This window comes from Glacieibacterium arshaanense (assembly GCF_004681125.1).
GTDB classification, from domain to species: Bacteria; Pseudomonadota; Alphaproteobacteria; order Sphingomonadales; family Sphingomonadaceae; genus Polymorphobacter_A; species Polymorphobacter_A arshaanense.
Map to the genome: position 1 here is coordinate 425,885 of NZ_SIHO01000003.1, position 19,456 is coordinate 445,340.

Sequence of the window (19,456 nt, forward strand, 5' to 3'; positions counted from 1 at the left end):
CTTAGCGCCGGGTTTTGACCGCGACCGACTCGGGCAATTCTTCGCCGAACACACGCTGGTAATACTCGGCGACAATGCTGCGTTCGGCTTCATCGCACTTGTTGAGGAAGCTGACGCGGAACGCGAAGCCGAGGTTCTTGAAAATCTCGGCGTTCTGCGCCCAGGTCAGCACGGTGCGCGGCGACATGACCGTCGAAATGTCGCCGGCGATGAAGCCTTGGCGCGTCATGTCGGCGACCTTGACCATGTTCGCGACCTGCTTGCGGCCGGCTTCGGTGTCGAGGCCCTTGACCTTGGCGACGACGATCGAGGTTTCGACTGGTGCCGCCAGATAGTTGAGCGTCGTGACGATGTTCCAGCGGTCCATCTGGCCCTGGTTGATCTGCTGCGTGCCGTGATACAGGCCGGACGTGTCGCCAAGCCCGATGGTATTCGCGGTGGCGAACAGCCGGAAATACGGATTCGGGCGAATCACCCGGTTCTGGTCGAGCAAGGTCAGCTTGCCGTCGGTTTCGAGCACGCGCTGGATAACGAACATCACATCGGGACGACCGGCGTCATATTCGTCGAACACCAAGGCCGTCGGCGTCTGCAGCGCCCAGGGCAACAGGCCTTCGCGGAACTCGGTGACCTGCTTGCCTTCGCGTAGCACGATCGCGTCCTTGCCGATCAGGTCGATGCGGCTGATGTGGCTGTCGAGATTGATGCGGATGCACGGCCACTTCAGCCGCGCCGCAACCTGTTCGATATGCGTCGATTTTCCGGTGCCGTGATAGCCCTGGATCATCACGCGGCGGTTGAACGCGAAGCCCGCGAGGATGGCGAGCGTCGTGTCGGGGTCGAACACATAGGTCGGATCGACTTCGGGGACGCGTTCATCGGCGATGGTGAACGCCGGAATCTGCATGTCGATATCGATGCCGAAGACGCTGCGCGCATCGACCGTCGTGTCGGGCGCATTGAGCGCGGTGTGGGTGTGCGGGCTGCTATCGGCAGAAAGGGCAGAACTGGCCACGGTGTTACGGCTCCTTGGGCGTGCGCGCGAAGGCGGGTATGGACTTTAGGTGCGTATAGGCTTGCACCGCGTCCTGCAACTGTCGCTCGGTCGATCGATCGCCGCCGTTGCTGTCGGGGTGGTAGCGACGGACAAGCGCCTTATAGGCGCGGCTGAGTTCGGCACGCGTCGCGGCGGGCGTCAGGCCGAGCGTCTTGAGCGCCTTCAGATCGGCATCGCCAAGCACATGGCCGTTGGCGCTACGCTTGGGCGCGGCCTCACCGTAGCGGCCGCGCAAGGCGCCGAGCGGATCGTTGAAACGCATCGTCGGATCGTGCGCGGCGCGTTCCCAGCCGGCCAAAGGCGATTGCGCGGCGGCGATGTCATCGGGGCTGAGGCCATCGAAAAAATTATACCTGGCATTGAATTCGCGGACATGGTCGAGGCACAGGAACTGCCAGCCACCGACGCTGCCGGGCTCGCGGTTCGACAGCGGCGCGCGGAACTCGCCCACCTCGGTGCAACCCGGCGCCGCACAGCGTTCGGGTTCGGGGCGTTCGACGCGACCGTGGAAACGTGGCCGCCGTACTGGAGCTTCTTCCGACAAATGCGCGGCCTTGGCTGGTGGTCCGCCTGTCCCTATACGAGGCGAAGCGGCTTTGGGAGTGGTGAAGATGGCGACGATGGCAGAGCAGATCGAGGCCCGTATTGTCGCAGCGCTGCATCCCGCCAGCCTCGAGATCATCGACGACAGCCATCTGCATAGCGGCCACGCCGGCCACCGCGCCGGTGGCGAGAGCCATTTCACCGTCATCGTCAAGGCCGCGGCGTTCGAAGGCCTGTCGCGCGTGGCGCGCCAGCGCGCGGTCTATACCGCGCTTGGCGACCTGATGGCGCCCGACCGCATCCATGCGCTGGTCATCCGCGCCGATACCCCCGATACATAAATAAAGCTCATGACACTTGTCAGGTGTTGTTGGGCTTCCCAATTAGCGGCGTAGCCGGGCCCCTCTGGCGCACGAGACGTCGTGCGTGATGTCGGCGCTTCCCTTGAAAAAGGATGCGCGCCGACGGGTGTGCGGGGTGAATGATACATGGAATTTCTGCTATTCGACTTTCTGGGCAAGCCGCTGTGGATGTGGCTGGGCTTTCTCGGCATCGTGTTCACGCTGCTGGCGCTCGATCTGGGTGTGCTGCACCGCGACGAGCATGAGATCAGCGTCAAGGAAAGCCTTTGGCTTTCGGCGGGCTATATCACGCTCGGCCTGGCGTTCGGCGCTGTGGTGTGGTGGCAGCTCGGCATCGTCGCGGCCGAAGAATATGTGACGGGCTATGTCATCGAAAAGAGCCTGGCGATGGACAACGTCTTCGTCATCGCGATGATATTCAGTTATTTTGCGATCCCCCGGCTCTACCAGCACCGCGTGCTGTTCTGGGGTATACTCGGCGTCATCGTGCTGCGCGGCATCATGATCGCGCTCGGCACCACCATCGTCGAACAGTTCCACTGGGCGCTCTACATATTCGGCGCGTTCCTGATCTACACCGGCGTCCGCATGTGGATGATGGCCGAGCAGGACTATTCGGTCGGCGATTCGAAAATCCTTGCCTACATCCGCGGCCACTTCCGCATCACCGACGAGCTCCACGGCCATGACTTCACCGTCAAGAAGGTCGATCCCAAGACCGGCAAGCTCGCGACCTTCGCGACGCCGCTGCTGCTGGCGCTGGTGATGGTCGAGTTCGTCGACCTGGTGTTCGCGGTCGATTCGATCCCGGCGATCTTCGCGATCACCACCGACCCGTTCATCGTCTACACGTCGAACATCTTCGCCATCCTCGGCCTGCGCGCGCTGTATTTCGCGCTGGCGGCGATGGTCCACCGCTTCCACTATCTGAAGTACGCGCTGAGCGTGCTGCTGGTGTTCATCGGTTCGAAGATCTTCGTCGGCGACTTGCTCGGCTTCGAAGGTGGCAAGTTCCCGGCGTCGCTGTCGCTCGCCATCACCGTCGGCATTCTGGCGGCCGGTGTCGGCTGGTCGCTGTGGAAAACCCGCAACGACCCCCCTGTCGAATCGGCGACTTGAACCGCAAGCGCGCGCGGCGCATAAGGCGCCGCGCGCGACGTGCGCCGGCTTAGCTCAGTTGGTAGAGCACCTGATTTGTAATCAGGGGGTCGCGGGTTCGATTCCTGCAGCCGGCACCACAACCCAACCAAATGACAATCAGGCCGCTGATCGGCCCGCCAGCGCGAGCCGCGGCAGCTACCGGCCGTTGTTTTCGGTCAAGCCGGGTTGCCTGTGTGCAGTAACCAGCCAAACGCTGCCGCCAGAATGATCAGAGCCAGGCTGGCGGTGGGCCACCGCCGCAACAAAGCATCGGCATTTTCAAAGCCGGTGCCCGCCGCCGTCATCAGCCGCCGCCATGGTCCGTCGCCGAACAGCGGCCGCCGTGCCAGCGTTGCCGCCAAGGCAAAGCCACCGGCGACCACGAGCAGCGTCGGCAGCAGTTCCTTCGGCGCGAGCGGGTTGGAAATCAGCCCGGCGGGCAATCCTGCAGCGGGAACGACAGCAGCCACGCCGAGCAGCAGCGACAATAACGCCAGTCCCAGTGCCGAGAATTCGGAAAGCCGCGACACCTTGGTCGCGAGCTGCAGCGGCGCCGGCAGCGAACGCAACGCGCGCGTCAGCACCAGCACGACATAGCCTGCCGTGAACGCTGCGCCGCCTTGCAGCACGGCCGTCCACCACCATTGCTCGCTGCTTGCGGCAGCGCCGAGCAGCAGCTTCTTGGCGAGATAGGCACCGCTCGGCACCAACCCCATCAGCGCCAGCCCGGCCACCGCGAACGCCAGCACCGTCACCGGCAGCGCACGCGCGACGCCGCCCAGATCGGCGATGCGGTCATGGCCTAGCGCCGCGTAGATCAGCCCCGCCGCCATGAACATGCCGGCCTTGGCGGTGGCGTGCGATGCTGCTTGCAGCAGCCCGCCGGTCAGCGCGTCGCCGTGGAGCATCGCGCCGGTGGCAATGTCGAACGCCAGCGGGAACATCAGGAACAGGTAGCCGATCTGCGCGATCGTCGAATAGGCGACGAGCAGCTTGAGGCGCTTCTGGCGTAGCGCGACAATGCTGCCGAAAACAATGGCGGCAGCGCCAAGCCCGCCGAGCAGCTGCGCTGCATCGAAGGTCACCACAGCGGGCATGACGTCGAACCACAGCCGTACGACCAGGAACCATGAACCTTTGACGACCAGTGCCGACAGCACCGCGCTTGCGGCGGCGGGCGCACCGGCGTGCGCGGGCGGCAGCCAGATGTGCAGCGGGAACAGTGCGGTTTTCGCCAGCAGCCCGACCGTCATCAGCGCCAGCACCGTCCAGGTGACGATGCCGGGTTGTACGAGATGTGCCAGCATCTCGATATCGAGCGTGGCATAGGCGCCGTAAATCAGAACCGCACCGAGCAGGTAGAGCAGCGAGCCCAGAAGCGCGAACAGCAGGTAACGCAGCGCCGCGCGCAAGGTTTCGCCGCGACCGTCGAGGCAGACCAGCGGCACCCCGGCAAAGGTTAGCAACTCGAGCCCGACATACAGCGTGAACAGGTCGCCGCTGACGAACACCAGATTGAGCGAGCCCCAGACCGCGAGCAGCAGCAACCAGAACGCCAGTGGCGCGCGGGCCTCGGTCACCCCCGGCGGCGTCGCAAAATCGCGGCGCGCATAAAGCCCAATGCCGGCAATCACCGCCGCGACCACGACCATCATCGCTGCCGCCAGCCCGTCGGCGCGCAGCGCGACCCCGAGTGGCGGCGCCCAGCCGCCGAGCAGATAGACCTGTGATGCGTCGAGGACGGTACGCGCGGTCGCGAAGGCTATCGCGAGGCCGGCGACGATGACCAGCGCTGCGACCCGCGCGGCATGGCGCCCGCCGGCGACAAGTCCTACCATCATGCCGATGAACGGCAGCAGCACCGCCGCGACCAGCAGCCAACCGGATGGCGTCGTCATCGCGGCACGTCTCGGCTAGTCATTGTCATCGGTAGGTTCAGCCGGTGGTTCGGCCAGCGTGACGTCACCGGTAACCGCATTTAGCCGCAGCACCAGCGCCACCGCCAGCGCGGTCGCCGAAAACGCCACGACAATGCCGGTAATCAGCAGTGCCTGCAGCACTGGGTCGCCGCCGAAGCCCGCCGCAGCCCCGCGCCGCGCAACCGCCCCGGCGAGCAGGAAGACGCCGCTGCCCGCGATGTTGAACGCTAAAATCTTGCGCAGCGGTGCCGGGTTGGCGATCAGCCCGAACACCCCGAGTCCGATCAATGCGCAGGCTGTCAGCCCGTAGAGCAAAGTGTCGTTCATGACGACGTTCGCTGCGGCGGGCCGGGGAGCAACAGCGCGAGAATCAGCGTCAACGTCGGCATCAGTGCGATTTCAATGGCGAGTATCAGCGGCTTGGCCGCTTCGGGCGGCAGTGCCAGGAACGCGCCGGCACTGTAGCTGCCAAACACGCCGACCGCGATGAATCCGAGCGGCCCGGCGACCAGCGCCGCGCGCAGCCAGCGCGACCCGACGCGCGGCGCATCGGTCAGCCCCGCCGCCATCGTCAGCAGCCATATCGCGGCAAGGATGGTCGCGCCCTGGAACTTGCCGCCGGGATTGTCGGCGCCGGTCCAGAAAATATAGACGCCGATGACCAGCCCGATCGGTGGCAGGATGCGCGCCAGATAGGCGAGGATGCCGTTGGGCGGTGCGCTTTGCGCGAAGCCCGGCCGGCCTGGCCAAGCACTGTCGGCACCCAGCGACCAGGCTCCCACCAGCGCGAACAACAGCACGATGGCTTCGAGCAGCGTGTCCATCGACCGGAACGCCAGCAGCACCGCGGTAATCGCATTCTCGACCCCCGTCACCGCGATGTTGTCGGCAACCAAGGGCGCAAGCGTCGGGGCAGGGTCGGGCAGTGCCAGCACGCAGGCGGCCAACACTGCAGTTGTTGTCGCAGCGGCGATGGCCGCCAGCGCCAGCGTCATTGATGTCGCCGGTGCAGCAGGCGGTGCAGTACGCAGCCGTATCACCGCACCGATCAGCAGCGCGCCGGTCAGTCCGCCACCAATAGCCGCTTCGGTCAGCGCGATATCGATGCCGTGGAGCTGCAGCCATGCCAGCGTCAGCAGCAAGCCATAGGCGATGAATGCCGCGACCGCGGCAAAGGCGTTGCGCGCCAGCACGACCCAAGCCGCCAGGCCGAGCAGCACCACCACCAGCGCGGCATCGAACAGGAGCGTCATGGCGCCGGATCGCTGCCGTGTCGGACCAGTCGTGCGATCAACTGCGCGACGCATGCCCCCGACACCATGACGAGCAACCAGACCGCGACCAGCTTGATGCCGATGATGACGCCGCCGACCTGCGGCACCAGCCCGAGCACGACGAGCCCGAGCCCGAGATTGTCAGCTTTGGTCAGCGCATGTAGCCGCGTCAGTGCATCGGGAAAGCGCAGCAGCCCGACGGTGCCGGCGAGGTAGAAGACCGCACCGGCGCTCACCAGCACGACCGTCCAAAGATCGAGCAGCGCGCTCACTGGCTATTGTCCGGCGGGCGACGCGTGGTGCTGGCGCGCACCAGCGCCACGCCGGCAAATGCCGCGAGCAGCGCCAACGTCAGTGCGACATCGATCAGCGCCGGTGACGCGCTGACAACGCCGATCAGCAGCACCAGCGCAATGCTGCCGGTGCCGAGCAACTGCACCGCCATCAGCCGGTCGGCATCACCCGGCCCGCGCAGCAGCCGCACCAACCCGACCGCAACAACCAGAAGGATGAAACACGCCGCGCCGGTCAGGAATTCAGCCATGCCGCCGCCCTGCGGTCAGCGCGCGCGCCAGCCGGCGTTCCTCGGCCCAGAGCGACTCAACCACCGGCTCGCGGATATCGAGGCAATGATATTCGAGCACGCCATCAATTTCGCCGCACGGCACGGTACCGGGCATCATGCTAGTAATGGTGGCGAAGGTGTTGCGCGCGATGCCTTCGGGAAAATCGAGCGGGCACATGACGAACCCCGGTTGCAGCGGCAGCCGCGGGTCGAACGCCCGGCGCGCTACATCGAACCCGGCGAGCACCGATTGCCAGATAAAATGCGGCATCAGTGCCAGCAGGCTGCGCAGGTGGATGCTGCCCGCCGCCGGCGCATAGAGCCGCAGGCTGACCAGCGTCGCCGCGACAACCGCAAAGGCGCCGACGGCGAGGTCGCCCGGCTTGGCGCTCGGCATCAGCAGCAGCCAGATCAGCGCCAGGGTGAAGGCGCGGCCCAGCGCGGCGGCGCGCGGCGATGGCAGTGCCCGGAGAGCTTGCGCCGTCACGGCTGCCCCCGCTCGGAGCCCGACAGCTGCACGTCGGCGCGGCTCAGCCGCTCGTAAAGCTTCGTCGACGCGCGGATCGGCCACCAATCATAGAGGAAGATATTGATCGGGTGCCACAGCGCCACCCAGCCGCCGATGACGACGCTTTCCTGCACCAGCAGCGCATAATGTTCGTTGGCAATCAGCCCGCCGACCGCCTCGCTGATGGCGATGGCAATCGCCAGAAAGCCGAGGCCGATGGCGAGGCTGATGCGGCCATCGCGAAACAGCCGGCGCAGTTCGCGGCGTGTGCCGGCGACGCGGCGGTTGAAGTTTTCGTGCACGGCGGCGCGTAAAAGTGCTGCATCGTCGGCGCTCGCTGGCTCGTCGGTCAGCGTAACGCGCAGCCCCAGCGTGGCGCGCAGCGGCGCCTCTTCGGCCCAGTCGACGATGTACGCCGACACCACCGGATCAAGGTCACGCTTGCGGAACGGCGCCGGGTCCATCGAGTTGAACAACTGCTTCTGCACCGCGACGTGCAGGTCGAGCCAGAGCGTTTCCGCCGATTCTTCCATTATGTGGCCTGCGGTGCAGGCTCCGGCGTCACTTCGCGGTCGCCGCCGAAGACCAGCACATAGAGCACCGGCAGGAACACCAACGTCAGTAGCGTCGCGACCAGCAAGCCGCCCATGATGGCAATCGCCATCGGCCCCCAGAAAATCGTCGGGGCAATGGGCACAAGACCCAGCACGGTTGAGATTGCGGTCAGCATCATCGGTCGCAACCTTCCCGTTGCCGAGGTCACGACAGCGTCGAGGACGTTCGCACCGGCCGCGCGCTCTTCTTCAATCGAGACGATCAGAATTACCGCATTCTTGGCGATCATGCCAAGCAGTGCAAGGATGCCGAGGATAGCAACAAATCCCAGCGGCTGATTGAACAGCAGCAGCGCCATCACCACCCCGATCAGCCCGAGCGGCATGATCGCGACGACCATCGCCAGCCGGCGGAAGCTGACCAGCATGATCATCATCGCGCTCAGCATCAGCACGATCATGATCGGCACGACATTGAACACCGCCTCGCTGGCTTCTGCGCTCGATTCGTACATGCCGCCAGTGACGACCTTGTAGCCATCGGGCAGCTTGGCGTTGAACGCTTCGACTTTGGGGGCCAGTGCGCCCACCACGACGTCGGGCAAGACGTCGTGCGCGACATCCGAACGCACCGTCAGTGTCGGTACGCGGTCGCGGCGCCAGACCAGCGGGAACTCCTGTTCTTCGGTGAATGTCGCAAACTGTTGCAGCGGCACCATGCGGCCGCTCGCCGTCGGCACCTGCAGCGAACTCAGCGTGCCGAGCGAGGCACGGTCGCTGTCGGTGGCGCGGACCACGACATTCACCAGATAGATGTCGTCACGCACCTGGGTAATCGTTGTGCCGGTCATCGCCGCGTTGAGCAACCCCGACATGGCACGCGAGCTGATGCCCAGCCGCCGCGCTTCGTCCTGGTTGATGTGGACGCGGACCTGTCGCGCTGGCTCCATCCAGTCGTAGTTGATGTTGCGCGTGCGGGTGTCGCTGCCCAGCACCGTAGCGAACTGCAGCGCGATCTTGCTGACCTTGTCCTTGTCGGGGCCCGACACGCGGTACTGCAGCGGCCAACCGACCGGCGGGCCCATTTCGAGCGGCGCGACGCGCGACACGACTTCGGGGAATTGCACCGCCAGCGTCTTTTCGAGCGACAGCTGCAACCGGTCGCGCGCTGCAATGTCCTTGGCGACAATGACGATCTGCGACACGAACGGATTGGCGAGCTGGACGCTGAGCGGCAGGTAAAAGCGGATCGCGCCGCGCCCGACATAAGTGCTGAAGTGACCGACATCGGGGTTGTTCTTGAGCAGTGCCTCGACACGTTCGGCAGTCGCCGCACTCGCCTGGATCGACGCATTCTGGCGCAACGTCAGGTCGACCAGAAGCTCGGGCCGGTCGGACGCCGGAAAAAACTGCTTGGGCACGAACTGCAGCGCGAACAGCGAAAACGCGAAAGCGCCGATCGTCAGCCCGATCGTTAGCCATTTTGCCGCCAGTGCGCCGCGCAGCAGCCGGTTGAAGCCATCGAGCAGCTTCGACGGCTTTTCGTCGGTGCTGGCGCCGGGCTCGGGGGCCTTGAGGATGAACTTGCCCATGATCGGCGCGAAGATCACCGCGACCAGCCACGACACGATCAGAGAGATAGCGACGACCGAAAACAACGAAATCAGGAACTCGCTCGCCGCACCCTCGGCAAAGCCGATCGGCACAAAACTGGCGATGGTGACCAAGGTGCCGATCAGCATCGGCGCTGCCAGCGTCCGATAGGCAAAGGTTGCCGCCTGGTCCTTGGTGTCGCCCGCCGCCAGCCGGCGGATCATCGCATCGACGGTCGTCATCGCATCATCGACCAGCAAGGTCAGCGCGATGATCAGCGCGCCCAGCGAGACGCGCTGCAAGTCGATGTGCATGGCGTTCATCACCGCGAAGGTGATGGCGAGCGTCAGCGGGATCGACAGTGCGACAACCGCGCCCGGCCGCATGCCCAGGCTGACGAAACTGGCAAGCAGGATGATGGCAATCGCCTGCCACAGCGAGGTCATGAAATCATCGATGGCCACATCGACAATTGCCGACTGGTCGGCGACCAGCGTCGTCTCGACACCGACGGGCAGCGTCTTCTGGATCGCTGCCATTTCGGCGCGGACGTTCTTGCCGAGCGCGAGGATGTCGCCCGAATTGCGCATCGAAATCGCCAGGCCGATGGCGGGCTTGCCGTTGACGCGGAACATCGGCTGCGGCGGATCGACGACCCCGCGGCGCACGGTGGCGACGTCGCCCAACCGGATGATGCGGTCGCCGAAAACGAAATTGACCGATTCGATGTCTTCGGCCGAATCGAAAGCGCCGGTGACGCGGACATAGACGCGCTCGCTGCCGGTCTGGATGACACCCGCGGGGCGAAGCACGTTCTGCGCCTGCAAGGTGGCGATCATGCCGTCGAGGTTGAGCCGCAGCCCGGCGAGTTTCTCGGTCGAGAACTCGATGTAGATGCGCTCGTCCTGCGTGCCGAGCACCTCGACGGCGGCAACATCGGGGACATTGAGCAGCTGCGACCGTGCCGCTTCGGCGTAGTCGCGGAGCTCGCGGAAGCTGAAGCCGTCGGACTGGAAGCCGTAGATGATGCCGTAGGTGCTGCCGAAATCGTCGTTGAAGAACGGGCCGATGACGCCCGCCGGCAGCGTCTGGCGCATGTCGCCGATGTCCTTGCGGACGGTGTACCAGACGTTGGCGACTTCGGAGAGCGGCGTCGTTTCGTCGAGGTCGACGAAGATCGTCGTCTGCCCGGCGGTGGTGTAGCTGCGCACCTGCCCGAAATTGTGCGATTCCTGGAGCGTGCGCTCAAGTCGTTCGGTGACCTGGTCAAGCGTTTCGTCGACCGTTGCCCCCGGCCAAGCGGCAGCGATGATCATCGTCCGCACGGTGAACGACGGGTCCTCGTCGCGCCCAAGGCGCGTGAACGCAATCGCACCGGCGATCACCGCGACGATCATCATGAAGACGACCAGCGAGCGCTTCGACAGCGCCCATTCCGACAGATTCGGCCCGATCACTTCACCGACCCGAGCAGGCTGACTTTCTGGCCGGGGCGCAGTACCTGCACGCCGGCGGTCACCACGACATCACCCGGATTGAGGCCCGACTGGACCTGCACCATCGTCGCGTCGTTCGAACGGATTTCGATGCGGCGCAGCGCCACGGTGCTGGTCTTGGGGTCGACCACCCACACCGCCGGTTTGCCGTCGACCTGCGTCAGCGCGACCGCTGGAATGGCGATGCCCGGCACCGCGTCAAGTTCCAGTCGCCCGGTGACGGTGCTGCCCAGGCGCATCGCAGCCGGCGCGTTGGCGAGGCTGACGCGGACGCGGAAGGTGCCGGTTACAGGATCGGCGCGCGGCGAAACCTCGCGGACACTGCCCTTGGCGCGAATGCCGGGGTCGCTGGTCAGTGCCACCCAAATGGTGGCGGCGCGCGAGGCGCTATCCTTGACCGGTGCCGGAACGTCGAAAATCGCATCGGCGGCGCCCGACTGGGCAATCTGGACGATCATCTGCCCCGCCGCGACGACTTCGCCGACTTCGGGGCCGCGCGCGGTGACCACGCCCGACACATCGGCGCGCAGCCGGGTGAAATCGAAGCGGCTTTGCGCCAAGGCGAGTTGTGACTGCACCGCCTTGACCTGCGCTTCGGCTGTGCTCTGAAGTGCCTGCGCATGGTCGTAGGAGGCGCGCGACACGGCGTTGTCGACAATCAGGTTGCGCATCCGCGTGAAGTTATTGCGCGCGTCGGCCAGTTGCACCTGCGCTGCCACCAGTTGCGCTTGGGCCGCCTGTAATCCGCTGGCTTCGTTCTGCGAATCAAGCCGGGCGATTTCCTGACCGGCGCGCACGCTGTCACCGACATCGACGCGCCGCTCGATGAGTTGCCCCGGCAAGCGGAACGATTGGTTGACCTCGGCGCGCGCCTGGACGCGGCCGGTCAGTGCGACGGTGTTGCTGCTGACGCTGTTGGCGATGGTGATCGTGCGCACCGGGCGCACTTCGGGCGCCACGGCTTCGGGCTCGCGCCCACACGCCGCGAGCAGCACAAGCGCTGCCAGCGCGAGAAGTTTGGCTGTGCCGGAAGCCGGACGCTTGATCTGTAAGGCGGGCACAGTGGGCTCCAATCAATGCAGCGTGTTGGCGGGGGCAGGCGGCGCGGTGTGCATCATCCGGATGCCGGCATAGGCAATCGCGACGGTGATGATCGGGCTGACGAAACTGAAGATCGCGTACGGCGCGTAGCTCCATGTCGCGACCCCCAGCGTTGCGGCCATATAGGCGCCGCAGCTGTTCCACGGGATCAGCGCCGATGTCGGCGTCGCAGTATCGCCGACGGCGCGCGACAGCACGACTGGCGCCAGCCCGCGTTTTTCGAACGCGCCCTTGAACATCCGGCCGGGCAGCACGATCGCGATATACTGGTCGGCGGTGATGATGTTGGTGGCGATGATCGAGCTGACCAGCGACGCCACCAGCGCGCCGTCGGACTTGGCGCGATTGATGATCGGCGTGATCAACCGGTCGAGCACGCCGGCCTTTTCGACGACTCCGCCGAACGCCAGCGCGCTGACAATGAGCCAGATCGTGTTGAGCATGCTGTCCATGCCGCCGCGCGACGCCAATTGGTCCATCGGTTGGAACCCCGATGTCGAGGTATAGCCGCTCGCCAGCGCCCGCCAGACGCCTTTGAGCATCGCCAGTGCGGTCGGCATATCGGGCCCGACATCGGCAAAGCGCAGTACCCGATCGGGCGCGATAAGCACCGCCAGCACGCCGCCGGCAATCGCACCGAGGAAGATCGAGGTGAACGGCGGGAACTTGAGCAGCGCCAGCCCGATGACGACCACCAGCGGCACGAACATCCATAGCGTGACGCCGAACGAATTTTGGATCGACGCCATCTTCTCGGTCGAATCGAAATCGCCCGGCTGGCCAAGGAAGAAGAATACCGCCAGCGATATCGCAAGCGACGCAATCGAGGTCAGCAGCGTCTCGCGGATATGCGTGTAGAGCGGCACGCCCGCCGCCGCCGCCGAAAGATTGGCCGAATCCGACAAGGGCGAGGATTTGTCGCCGAAATAGGCGCCCGAAATTATGGCGCCGGCAGCGATTGCCGGGTTGAGGTCCATGCTGACGGCGATGCCCATGAAGCCGACACCGATGGTGCCGACCACGGTCCACGAGCTGCCGATGCTGAACGCCACGACAGCGCTGATCGCGCAGGCGGTAAAGTAGAAATAGTTCGGGCTGAGCAACTGCAGCCCGTAATAGACCATCGCCACAAGCGTGCCGCTGAGCGCCCAAGTGCCGATCAGTGCACCGACTGCGAACAGGATGAAGATGGCGCCGATGCCAGTGGCGACGCTGTCGGACGCCGCCTTGCCGAGCTCGTCGACGGCATGGCCGCGGCGCCAGCCAATGAACACCGCAATCATCGTCGCAATGACCAGCGCCACCTGATTGGGGCCGCCCGCGCCGCCATCACCGAACAGGAAGTAGGACAGGCCGACCAACGCGATCAGCGCGACGACCGGAATGGCGGCCTCCGGCAGCGATAGCGGCTCGGGTTGTTTCGGCCTGATCATTGCCCCTTGCTCACGGTCCTGCCCCCCGGCCTGTTATATCGGCACCGCGCTGCCGGGGGCGTCATTTGGCCCGGCAGCGCGGTGCGTCTCGATCAGAAGTCGACGGCGTCGCGGATGATCGGGCAGGTCATGCAATGCCCGCCACCACGGCCGCGGCCGAGTTCTGCACCGACGATCGTCACGACTTCGATGCCCTGCTTGCGCAACAGCGTGTTGGTGTAGGTGTTGCGGTCATAGGCGAACACCACGCCGGGCGACGCGCAAACAAGGTTGGCGCCGCTGTCCCACTGCGTGCGTTCGCGCATATAGGCATTGCCGCCGGTTTCGACGACGCGCAGCTTCTTGAAGTTGAGCGCTTCGGCGACGACGTCGGTGAACTTGCCCTTGTCCTTGGTCAGCTCGACACCGCCGGGCTTGGCGCTCGGGCGATACGAATAGGTGCCGACATGGTCCATGATGTCGGGATAGAGCAGCACGCAGTCACGATCAGCGAACGTGAAGACCGTATCGAGGTGCATCGCGGCGCGCAGCTTGGGCATGGCCGCGACGATGACGCGTTCGGCGGCACCCTTGGCGAACAGCGCGGCAGCGAGCTGGCTGATGCCCTGGCGCGACGTGCGCTCGCTCATGCCGATCAGCACATTGCCGTTGCCGATCGGCATGACATCGCCGCCTTCGACGGTCGCCATGCCATGGTCTTCGGTCGGGTCGCCGTACCAGACGTTGACCTTGCCGGCGAAGTCCGGATGGAACTTGTAGATCGCGGTGGTCAGGATGGTTTCTTCATGCCGCGCCGGCCAATACAGCGGGTTCAGCGTCACGCCGCCGTAAATCCAGCAGGTCGTGTCGCGCGTGTACAGCGTGTTGGGCAGCGGCGGCAGCAGATATTCGGTGCCGCCGGCGGCTTCGCGGACGATGCAGATCGTGCCCTTGCCATTGGCTTCGGCGAACTCATCGAGCGACAGGCCGCCGATCAGTGTTTCGGCGAGATCGCGCGGGGAAAGGCCTTCGAGGTAGCTGCGGATTTCCTCGACGAGGCCAAGTCCGACCTGGTTGGCGACGACCTGGTTGTCGAGAATCCACTTCTTGCCTTCGGGGATCGCCACGGTTTCGGCGAGCAGGTTGTGCATTTCGAGCACTTCGATGCCGCGGTCGCGCATCTTGGTCATGAAGTCGAAATGGTCGCGCTTGGCATTTTCGACCCACATCACGTCATCGAACAACAGATCGTCGCAGTTGCTCGGGGTCAGGCGCTGGTGGGCCTTGCCGGGCGCGCACACCATGACCTTGCGCAGCTGGCCGACTTCCGAATAAACGCCAAAATTCATATCGATACCCTCGTTTCAGCTTGGGGTTGGGACGGATCTAGATTTCGATGGCGCCGGTGGCGATGCCGTAGACGCCGTAGACGGCACCCGCGACCAGCAGGCCGAAGATGACCCAGTCGGAGGTCTTGGCGAACACCGGCTTGCCCTGTTCGCGCCGCGCGATGAAATACAGGATGGTGCCGGGCGCGAAGATGACCGCCGATAGCACGATGAACTTGAAGCCGCTCGCGTAGATCATGAACAGCGTATAGGCGACGGCGAGCGTTGAGATGATGCGGTCACGCCCGAGTTCCTGCGGCCGGACCTGATAGGTTTCACCGCGGCGCGCCAGCAGGAAGCCATAGGCGGCGACGAAGAAATACGGGATCAGCGTCGTCGCACTGGTCAGGTTGAGCATCAGCGCAAAGGCGTCGTTCGACCAATAGGTGCTGATGATGATCAGCTGGATAACGATGCTGGTGGCCCACATCGCCACCACCGGGGTTCCATTCTTGTTGAGCTTTGAAAACGCTGCAGGCATGTCCTTCGACTTGCCGGCCGCGAACATCACTTCGGCACAGATCAGCGCCCAGGCGAGATAGGCGCCGAGTACCGACACCAGCAGCCCGGCGCTGATGAAGATGCTGCCCCACGGCCCGACCACCGATTCAAGCATGCCGGCCATCGACGGCTGGCGCAGCCCGGCGATCGAAGCACGATCCATGACGGCGTAAGGCAGCAGCGTCACCAGTACCATCAGGCTGGTAACGATGATGAAGCCCAAAATGGTCGCGGCACCGACGTCCTCGCGCTTTTTGGCGAAGCGCGAATAGACGCTGGCGCCTTCGATGCCGATGAACACGAACACCGTCACCAGCATCGTCGCGCGCACCTGCTCGAATAGTCCACCGGTCAGGTCGCCGCCGTAGAAATTCATGCTGAACATGTCGATTTTGAACGCCACGAACATCAGCACGATGAACAGCATGATCGGAATGACCTTGGCCACGGTAACGATGCTGTTGATGAACGCCGCCTGCTGGACGCCGCGCAGGATCAGGAAATGGAACATCCAGATGCCCAGCGAGGCAAAGGCAATCGCGATGGCGGTATTGCCGTCGCCGAACATCGGGAAGAACGCCCCGAGCGTCGACTTGATCAGCACCCAGTACGACACGTTGCCGATGCAACTGCCGATCCAGTAACCAAACGCCGATATGAACCCTGGATAGTCGCCGAATGCCGCCTTGGCATAGGCGAACACACCGGCATCGATATCGGGCTTGCGTTCGGCGAGTGCCTGGAACACCCGCGCCAGCATGTACATACCGGTACCGGCGATGATCCACGCAATGACCGCACCAAGCGGCCCGGTGGCCGAAGCAAAGGTGCGCGGCAGCGAGAAAATGCCGGCGCCGACCATGCCGCCGACCACCATGGCCGTCAGCTGCAGCCGCGACATCTTTTGCTCAGCCATGCCAGTCCCCCTTGCCTTGCGCTTGCACTGCGCAATTCAACTCTGCCGATTAGACGTCAACGCGCGCGTTACTGAGCCCTGTCCGGCATCCGGTCCGGACCTGTTGTAACGGTGACCGACACTCCCTGCCGGCACCATTACACATGCACGACTATGCGGTTTTTTGAAGCAAGATCAAGTGCGTGCTTTGGAAGAAGGCGTTTTGTCGCAGCCGGTTGATATATATCAGAGTGCGCTGTAGGCTCCGCGCAGTAATTGCCTTGCGAACCAGTTTTGAAACTGCGCCCGCGCTAGGTAGCTTGCATTATTTTTGCATTCGGACCGCCTTTAGGCTGTAACAATTTGGGGCAACGTCACAGGGGGTGGCCAATGCGCAACCTATACGCGGGCGGGGCTGGATGAATACTGTCGCCGCGCACAAGCCGTCGCCAGCTGCATTGGGCGTGGTCCGCGTCGCTGCGGCGTTCACCATTTTTGCGACAGCCTGTGCACCTGTCGTCGCCGCAGAGCCGGCCGCGGCGCCGCCTGTCGCCGCCGACCCGGCTGCCGAGCACCTGCGCCGCGGGCTCGAGCTGATGGCCAAGGGCGACTATGCCGGCGCCAAGCTCGAATTCGAAACCGTGCTGCGGCTCGACGACTTGCCCGCCGACCTGCACGCGCAAGCCGAAGTCTATGCCGATGCGGCGCGCGCCTATCTGGGCGGCAGCCGCTGGTTGCCGAGCGGCTATGCGCTGCTCGGTGTCGGCAATTATCACGAAAACGATACCGTCGCCGGCAGCGGCGATACCAATGACATGTTCTTTAGCGCCCGCGTCGGCGGCCGCCTCAACTATGTGATGACCGACGCAAACGCGCTCAATTTCAGCCTCGATTACCGCCACCGCAACTATGACAACGCCAGCCGCCGCGACGATTCGGATCTGCGCTGGAACGCCAATTTCAGCCACGGCTTCGGCGACAATAATCTCGCGGTCGGCGTGCGTGGTCGCGCCAGCTACCGCGGCAACGGCCAGACCCGCAACGACTACGGCGTGTTCGGCACGGTGCGCTTTCTTGGCGACCCGACCGACCAGTTCAACCTCGGCGTCGAGTTCCGCCGCCGCAACTATCCGCAAGGCCCGCTGCGCGCCCGGTCGCGCAACATCCTCGAATTCACCGGCGGCTGGACGCATACGCTGGCGGACGGCAAGGCGAGCTTCAGCCTCGCCGCCGGCGGTGGCCGCGAATTCGCCACCGACAACCGCCCCGACGGCGACTCGAACTTCTTCAACCTGTCACCGACGTTCAATTTCACGCTGAGCGATTCCTGGGGCGGCTATGTCTTCGCCTGGTGGCAGACCGATCGCTATAACGTCGAACGCATCAATTCCGAAGGCGCCGACGGCGTGGTCGGCATCACCACGCGCAACGATGACCTCTGGGAAATCGGCGGCGGCCTGACGTGGGAGTTCGACTTGGGGGAATTCGGGCGCGGCTGGTCGCTCAATCCCGAAATTCTTTACACCGAGGACAAGAGTAATATCCTCGCGCTCAACTACAGCTCGACCGAACTGCACCTCACCTTACGCAAGGATTTCTGATGAGCGCGCGGCTTGCAATGCTGACCCTGGTATTCGTTGGCCTTGGCGGCTGCACGCTGGGGCCTGATTACAAGCGCCCCGACGTCGCGGCGCCCGCGGCGTGGCGTACCGCGCCAGTCGCCGATCCGGTCGCCGTCGCCGATGCCGCCAACACGCAGTGGTGGCAGCAGTTCGGCGATCCGGTGCTCGACCAGCTCGTCGCCGAGGCACTCGGCGGCAACCTCGATGTCCAGATTGCCGCGGCGCGCATCGACCAGTTCATCGGCGCGCTCGGCACGACGCGGTCGCAGCTGTTCCCGCAAATCGGCTACGGCGCCGATGCCAGCCGCGCGCAGGCCAGCCGCATCGGCCAGCCGCCGCTGCCGCCGGGCGCCGACGCGACCTTCTCGCTATTTCAGGCGTCGCTTGGTGCCAGCTGGCAGATCGATTTGTTCGGCCGTGTCCGCCGGCAGTCGGAGGCGGCGCAAGCGCAGGTGTTTGCCAGCGAACAGGCGCAGCGCGGCGTCGTGCTGACGCTCGTCAGCAACCTCGCCACCAGCTATGTCGCGCTGCGCGCGCTTGACCGTCAGCTCGAAATCGCCCGCGCCACCACCGCCAATTTCGAAAAGACCGCGCACATCTTCGACCTGCGCTACAAACAGGGCGTCGTCTCGAAGGTCGAGGTCATGCAGATCACCTCGCAGGTCCAGCAGGCCAAGGCGGCAATTCCGCTGTTCGAACAGGCGATTGCAGCGCAGGAAAACCTGATCTCGCTGCTGCTCGGCCGCAACCCCGGCCCGATTCCGCGCGGCAAGACCATCGATCAGCTGCTGGCCCCGGCGATTCCCGCCGATCTGCCGTCGACCTTGCTCGAACGCCGCCCCGACGTGCTGCAGGCCGAGCAAAATCTCGTTGCCGCCAACGCCAATGTCGGTGCGGCGCGCGCACTCTATTACCCCAACATCTCGCTGACCGGCTTGCTCGGCACCGTCAGCACGACCTTCTCCGACCTGTTTACCGGTCCGTCGCAGGCATGGCGGGCAGGGGGCAGCATCGCCGGCCCGATTTTCACCTTTGGAGCGGTCAAGGGCCAGAACGCCTCGGCTGACGCGGTGCGCGAACAGGCGCTGCTCGGCTATCAGCAGACCATCCTCAACGCCTTCCGCGAAACCAATGACGCGCTGACCGGCTCGACGCTCAAGGCCAACGAACTCGCCGAGCAGCAGGCACGCGTCGCGGCGCTGCGTGACTTCGCGCGACTGTCCAACCTGCGCTTCGAAAACGGCATGACCAGCTACATCGACGTGCTGGTCGCCGAAAACGAGCTGTTTGCCGCCGAGCTGGCATCGGTGCGGATCAGCGCGGAACGTCAGGCGCAGGTCATCAACGTCTATCGCGCCATGGGCGGCGGCTGGGTCACCACCGCAACCAACCAGGCGAACAACGCCCCGGTCAAAGCCGGCGCATCGGGCAGCTAATCGCGGCCAATCACCGCCAAGCCCGGGATGACAGCGCCGACACACTCGGCTAGAAGCCGCCGCACGCCGACACCAGCAGGACCCGCGCTC

Annotated in this window: 18 protein-coding genes and 1 tRNA gene; 5 read left to right on the forward strand and 14 right to left on the reverse strand. The window is 64.7% G+C overall.

The annotated features are described in order from the left end of the window. Window position 1: 1 nt before the first annotated feature. Together cobS and EUV02_RS14030 are read right to left on the reverse strand one after the other, a co-directional pair. Window positions 2–1,015, reverse strand: a complete 1,014-nt coding sequence (gene cobS / locus EUV02_RS14025; protein WP_135246903.1) for a cobaltochelatase subunit CobS — start codon at window positions 1,013–1,015, stop codon at window positions 2–4. Window positions 1,016–1,019: 4 nt separating this feature from the next. Next, window positions 1,020–1,601, reverse strand: a complete 582-nt coding sequence (locus EUV02_RS14030; RefSeq protein WP_243445917.1) for a J domain-containing protein — start codon at window positions 1,599–1,601, stop codon at window positions 1,020–1,022. A gap of 67 nt (window positions 1,602–1,668) precedes the next feature. Here EUV02_RS14030 and EUV02_RS14035 point away from each other — a divergent pair, with 67 nt between their 5' ends. From EUV02_RS14035 to EUV02_RS14045, 3 genes are all read left to right on the forward strand, one after another. Then, on the forward strand, window positions 1,669–1,941 hold the full coding sequence (locus tag EUV02_RS14035; protein ID WP_135246905.1) for a BolA family protein: 273 nt from the start codon (window positions 1,669–1,671) through the stop codon (window positions 1,939–1,941). 147 nt (window positions 1,942–2,088) lie between these two features. Beyond that, window positions 2,089–3,081 carry a TerC family protein gene (locus EUV02_RS14040; protein WP_135246906.1) on the forward strand — a complete coding sequence of 331 codons (993 nt, stop codon included), beginning with the start codon at window positions 2,089–2,091 and terminating at the stop codon, window positions 3,079–3,081. 43 nt (window positions 3,082–3,124) lie between these two features. After that, a tRNA-Thr gene (locus tag EUV02_RS14045) sits at window positions 3,125–3,200 on the forward strand. A gap of 78 nt (window positions 3,201–3,278) precedes the next feature. Here the strand turns inward: EUV02_RS14045 and EUV02_RS14050 are convergent. From EUV02_RS14050 to EUV02_RS14105, 12 genes are all read right to left on the reverse strand, one after another. Then, the gene (locus EUV02_RS14050) at window positions 3,279–5,000 is read right to left on the reverse strand and encodes a complex I subunit 5 family protein (protein WP_135246907.1); all 1,722 of its coding nucleotides are present in this window, start codon (window positions 4,998–5,000) and stop codon (window positions 3,279–3,281) included. Between the two features lie 15 nt (window positions 5,001–5,015). Continuing rightward, entirely contained in the window at window positions 5,016–5,348 is a 333-nt protein-coding gene (locus EUV02_RS14055) for an NADH-quinone oxidoreductase subunit K (protein WP_135246908.1), read from the reverse strand. Next, a complete protein-coding gene (locus EUV02_RS14060) occupies window positions 5,345–6,274 on the reverse strand; it encodes a hydrogenase subunit MbhD domain-containing protein (RefSeq protein WP_135246909.1) in 930 nt (309 codons plus the stop codon). The genes EUV02_RS14055 and EUV02_RS14060 overlap by 4 nt, the downstream gene beginning before the upstream one ends. After that, a complete protein-coding gene (locus tag EUV02_RS14065) occupies window positions 6,271–6,567 on the reverse strand; it encodes a monovalent cation/H(+) antiporter subunit G (RefSeq protein ID WP_135246910.1) in 297 nt (98 codons plus the stop codon). The genes EUV02_RS14060 and EUV02_RS14065 overlap by 4 nt, the downstream gene beginning before the upstream one ends. Then, window positions 6,564–6,839, reverse strand: coding sequence for an MrpF/PhaF family protein (locus tag EUV02_RS14070; protein ID WP_135246911.1), 276 nt, complete (start codon window positions 6,837–6,839; stop codon window positions 6,564–6,566). The genes EUV02_RS14065 and EUV02_RS14070 overlap by 4 nt, the downstream gene beginning before the upstream one ends. Continuing rightward, a complete protein-coding gene (locus EUV02_RS14075; RefSeq protein ID WP_135246912.1) occupies window positions 6,832–7,347 on the reverse strand; it encodes a Na+/H+ antiporter subunit E in 516 nt (171 codons plus the stop codon). The genes EUV02_RS14070 and EUV02_RS14075 overlap by 8 nt, the downstream gene beginning before the upstream one ends. Then, the gene (locus tag EUV02_RS14080; RefSeq protein WP_135246913.1) at window positions 7,344–7,901 is read right to left on the reverse strand and encodes a hypothetical protein; all 558 of its coding nucleotides are present in this window, start codon (window positions 7,899–7,901) and stop codon (window positions 7,344–7,346) included. Before EUV02_RS14080 ends, EUV02_RS14075 begins: the two co-directional genes overlap by 4 nt. After that, on the reverse strand, window positions 7,901–10,972 hold the full coding sequence (locus EUV02_RS14085; RefSeq protein ID WP_135246914.1) for an efflux RND transporter permease subunit: 3,072 nt from the start codon (window positions 10,970–10,972) through the stop codon (window positions 7,901–7,903). The genes EUV02_RS14080 and EUV02_RS14085 overlap by 1 nt, the downstream gene beginning before the upstream one ends. Next, window positions 10,969–12,072: an efflux RND transporter periplasmic adaptor subunit gene (locus tag EUV02_RS14090; RefSeq protein ID WP_207790195.1), complete on the reverse strand. Its 1,104-nt coding sequence runs from the start codon at window positions 12,070–12,072 to the stop codon at window positions 10,969–10,971. Before EUV02_RS14090 ends, EUV02_RS14085 begins: the two co-directional genes overlap by 4 nt. A gap of 12 nt (window positions 12,073–12,084) precedes the next feature. Continuing rightward, on the reverse strand, window positions 12,085–13,545 hold the full coding sequence (locus tag EUV02_RS14095; protein WP_135246915.1) for a Na+/H+ antiporter NhaC family protein: 1,461 nt from the start codon (window positions 13,543–13,545) through the stop codon (window positions 12,085–12,087). Window positions 13,546–13,637: 92 nt separating this feature from the next. Next, window positions 13,638–14,873, reverse strand: a complete 1,236-nt coding sequence (arcA, locus tag EUV02_RS14100) for an arginine deiminase (protein WP_135246916.1) — start codon at window positions 14,871–14,873, stop codon at window positions 13,638–13,640. Between the two features lie 37 nt (window positions 14,874–14,910). Continuing rightward, window positions 14,911–16,329 carry a basic amino acid/polyamine antiporter gene (locus EUV02_RS14105; RefSeq protein ID WP_207790196.1) on the reverse strand — a complete coding sequence of 473 codons (1,419 nt, stop codon included), beginning with the start codon at window positions 16,327–16,329 and terminating at the stop codon, window positions 14,911–14,913. Window positions 16,330–16,727: 398 nt separating this feature from the next. Here EUV02_RS14105 and EUV02_RS14110 point away from each other — a divergent pair, with 398 nt between their 5' ends. Both EUV02_RS14110 and EUV02_RS14115 read left to right on the forward strand, forming a co-directional pair. After that, a complete protein-coding gene (locus EUV02_RS14110; RefSeq protein ID WP_135246917.1) occupies window positions 16,728–17,909 on the forward strand; it encodes a TonB-dependent receptor in 1,182 nt (393 codons plus the stop codon). Beyond that, entirely contained in the window at window positions 17,909–19,366 is a 1,458-nt protein-coding gene (locus EUV02_RS14115) for an efflux transporter outer membrane subunit (RefSeq protein WP_207790197.1), read from the forward strand. The genes EUV02_RS14110 and EUV02_RS14115 overlap by 1 nt, the downstream gene beginning before the upstream one ends. Window positions 19,367–19,456 lie beyond the last annotated feature (90 nt).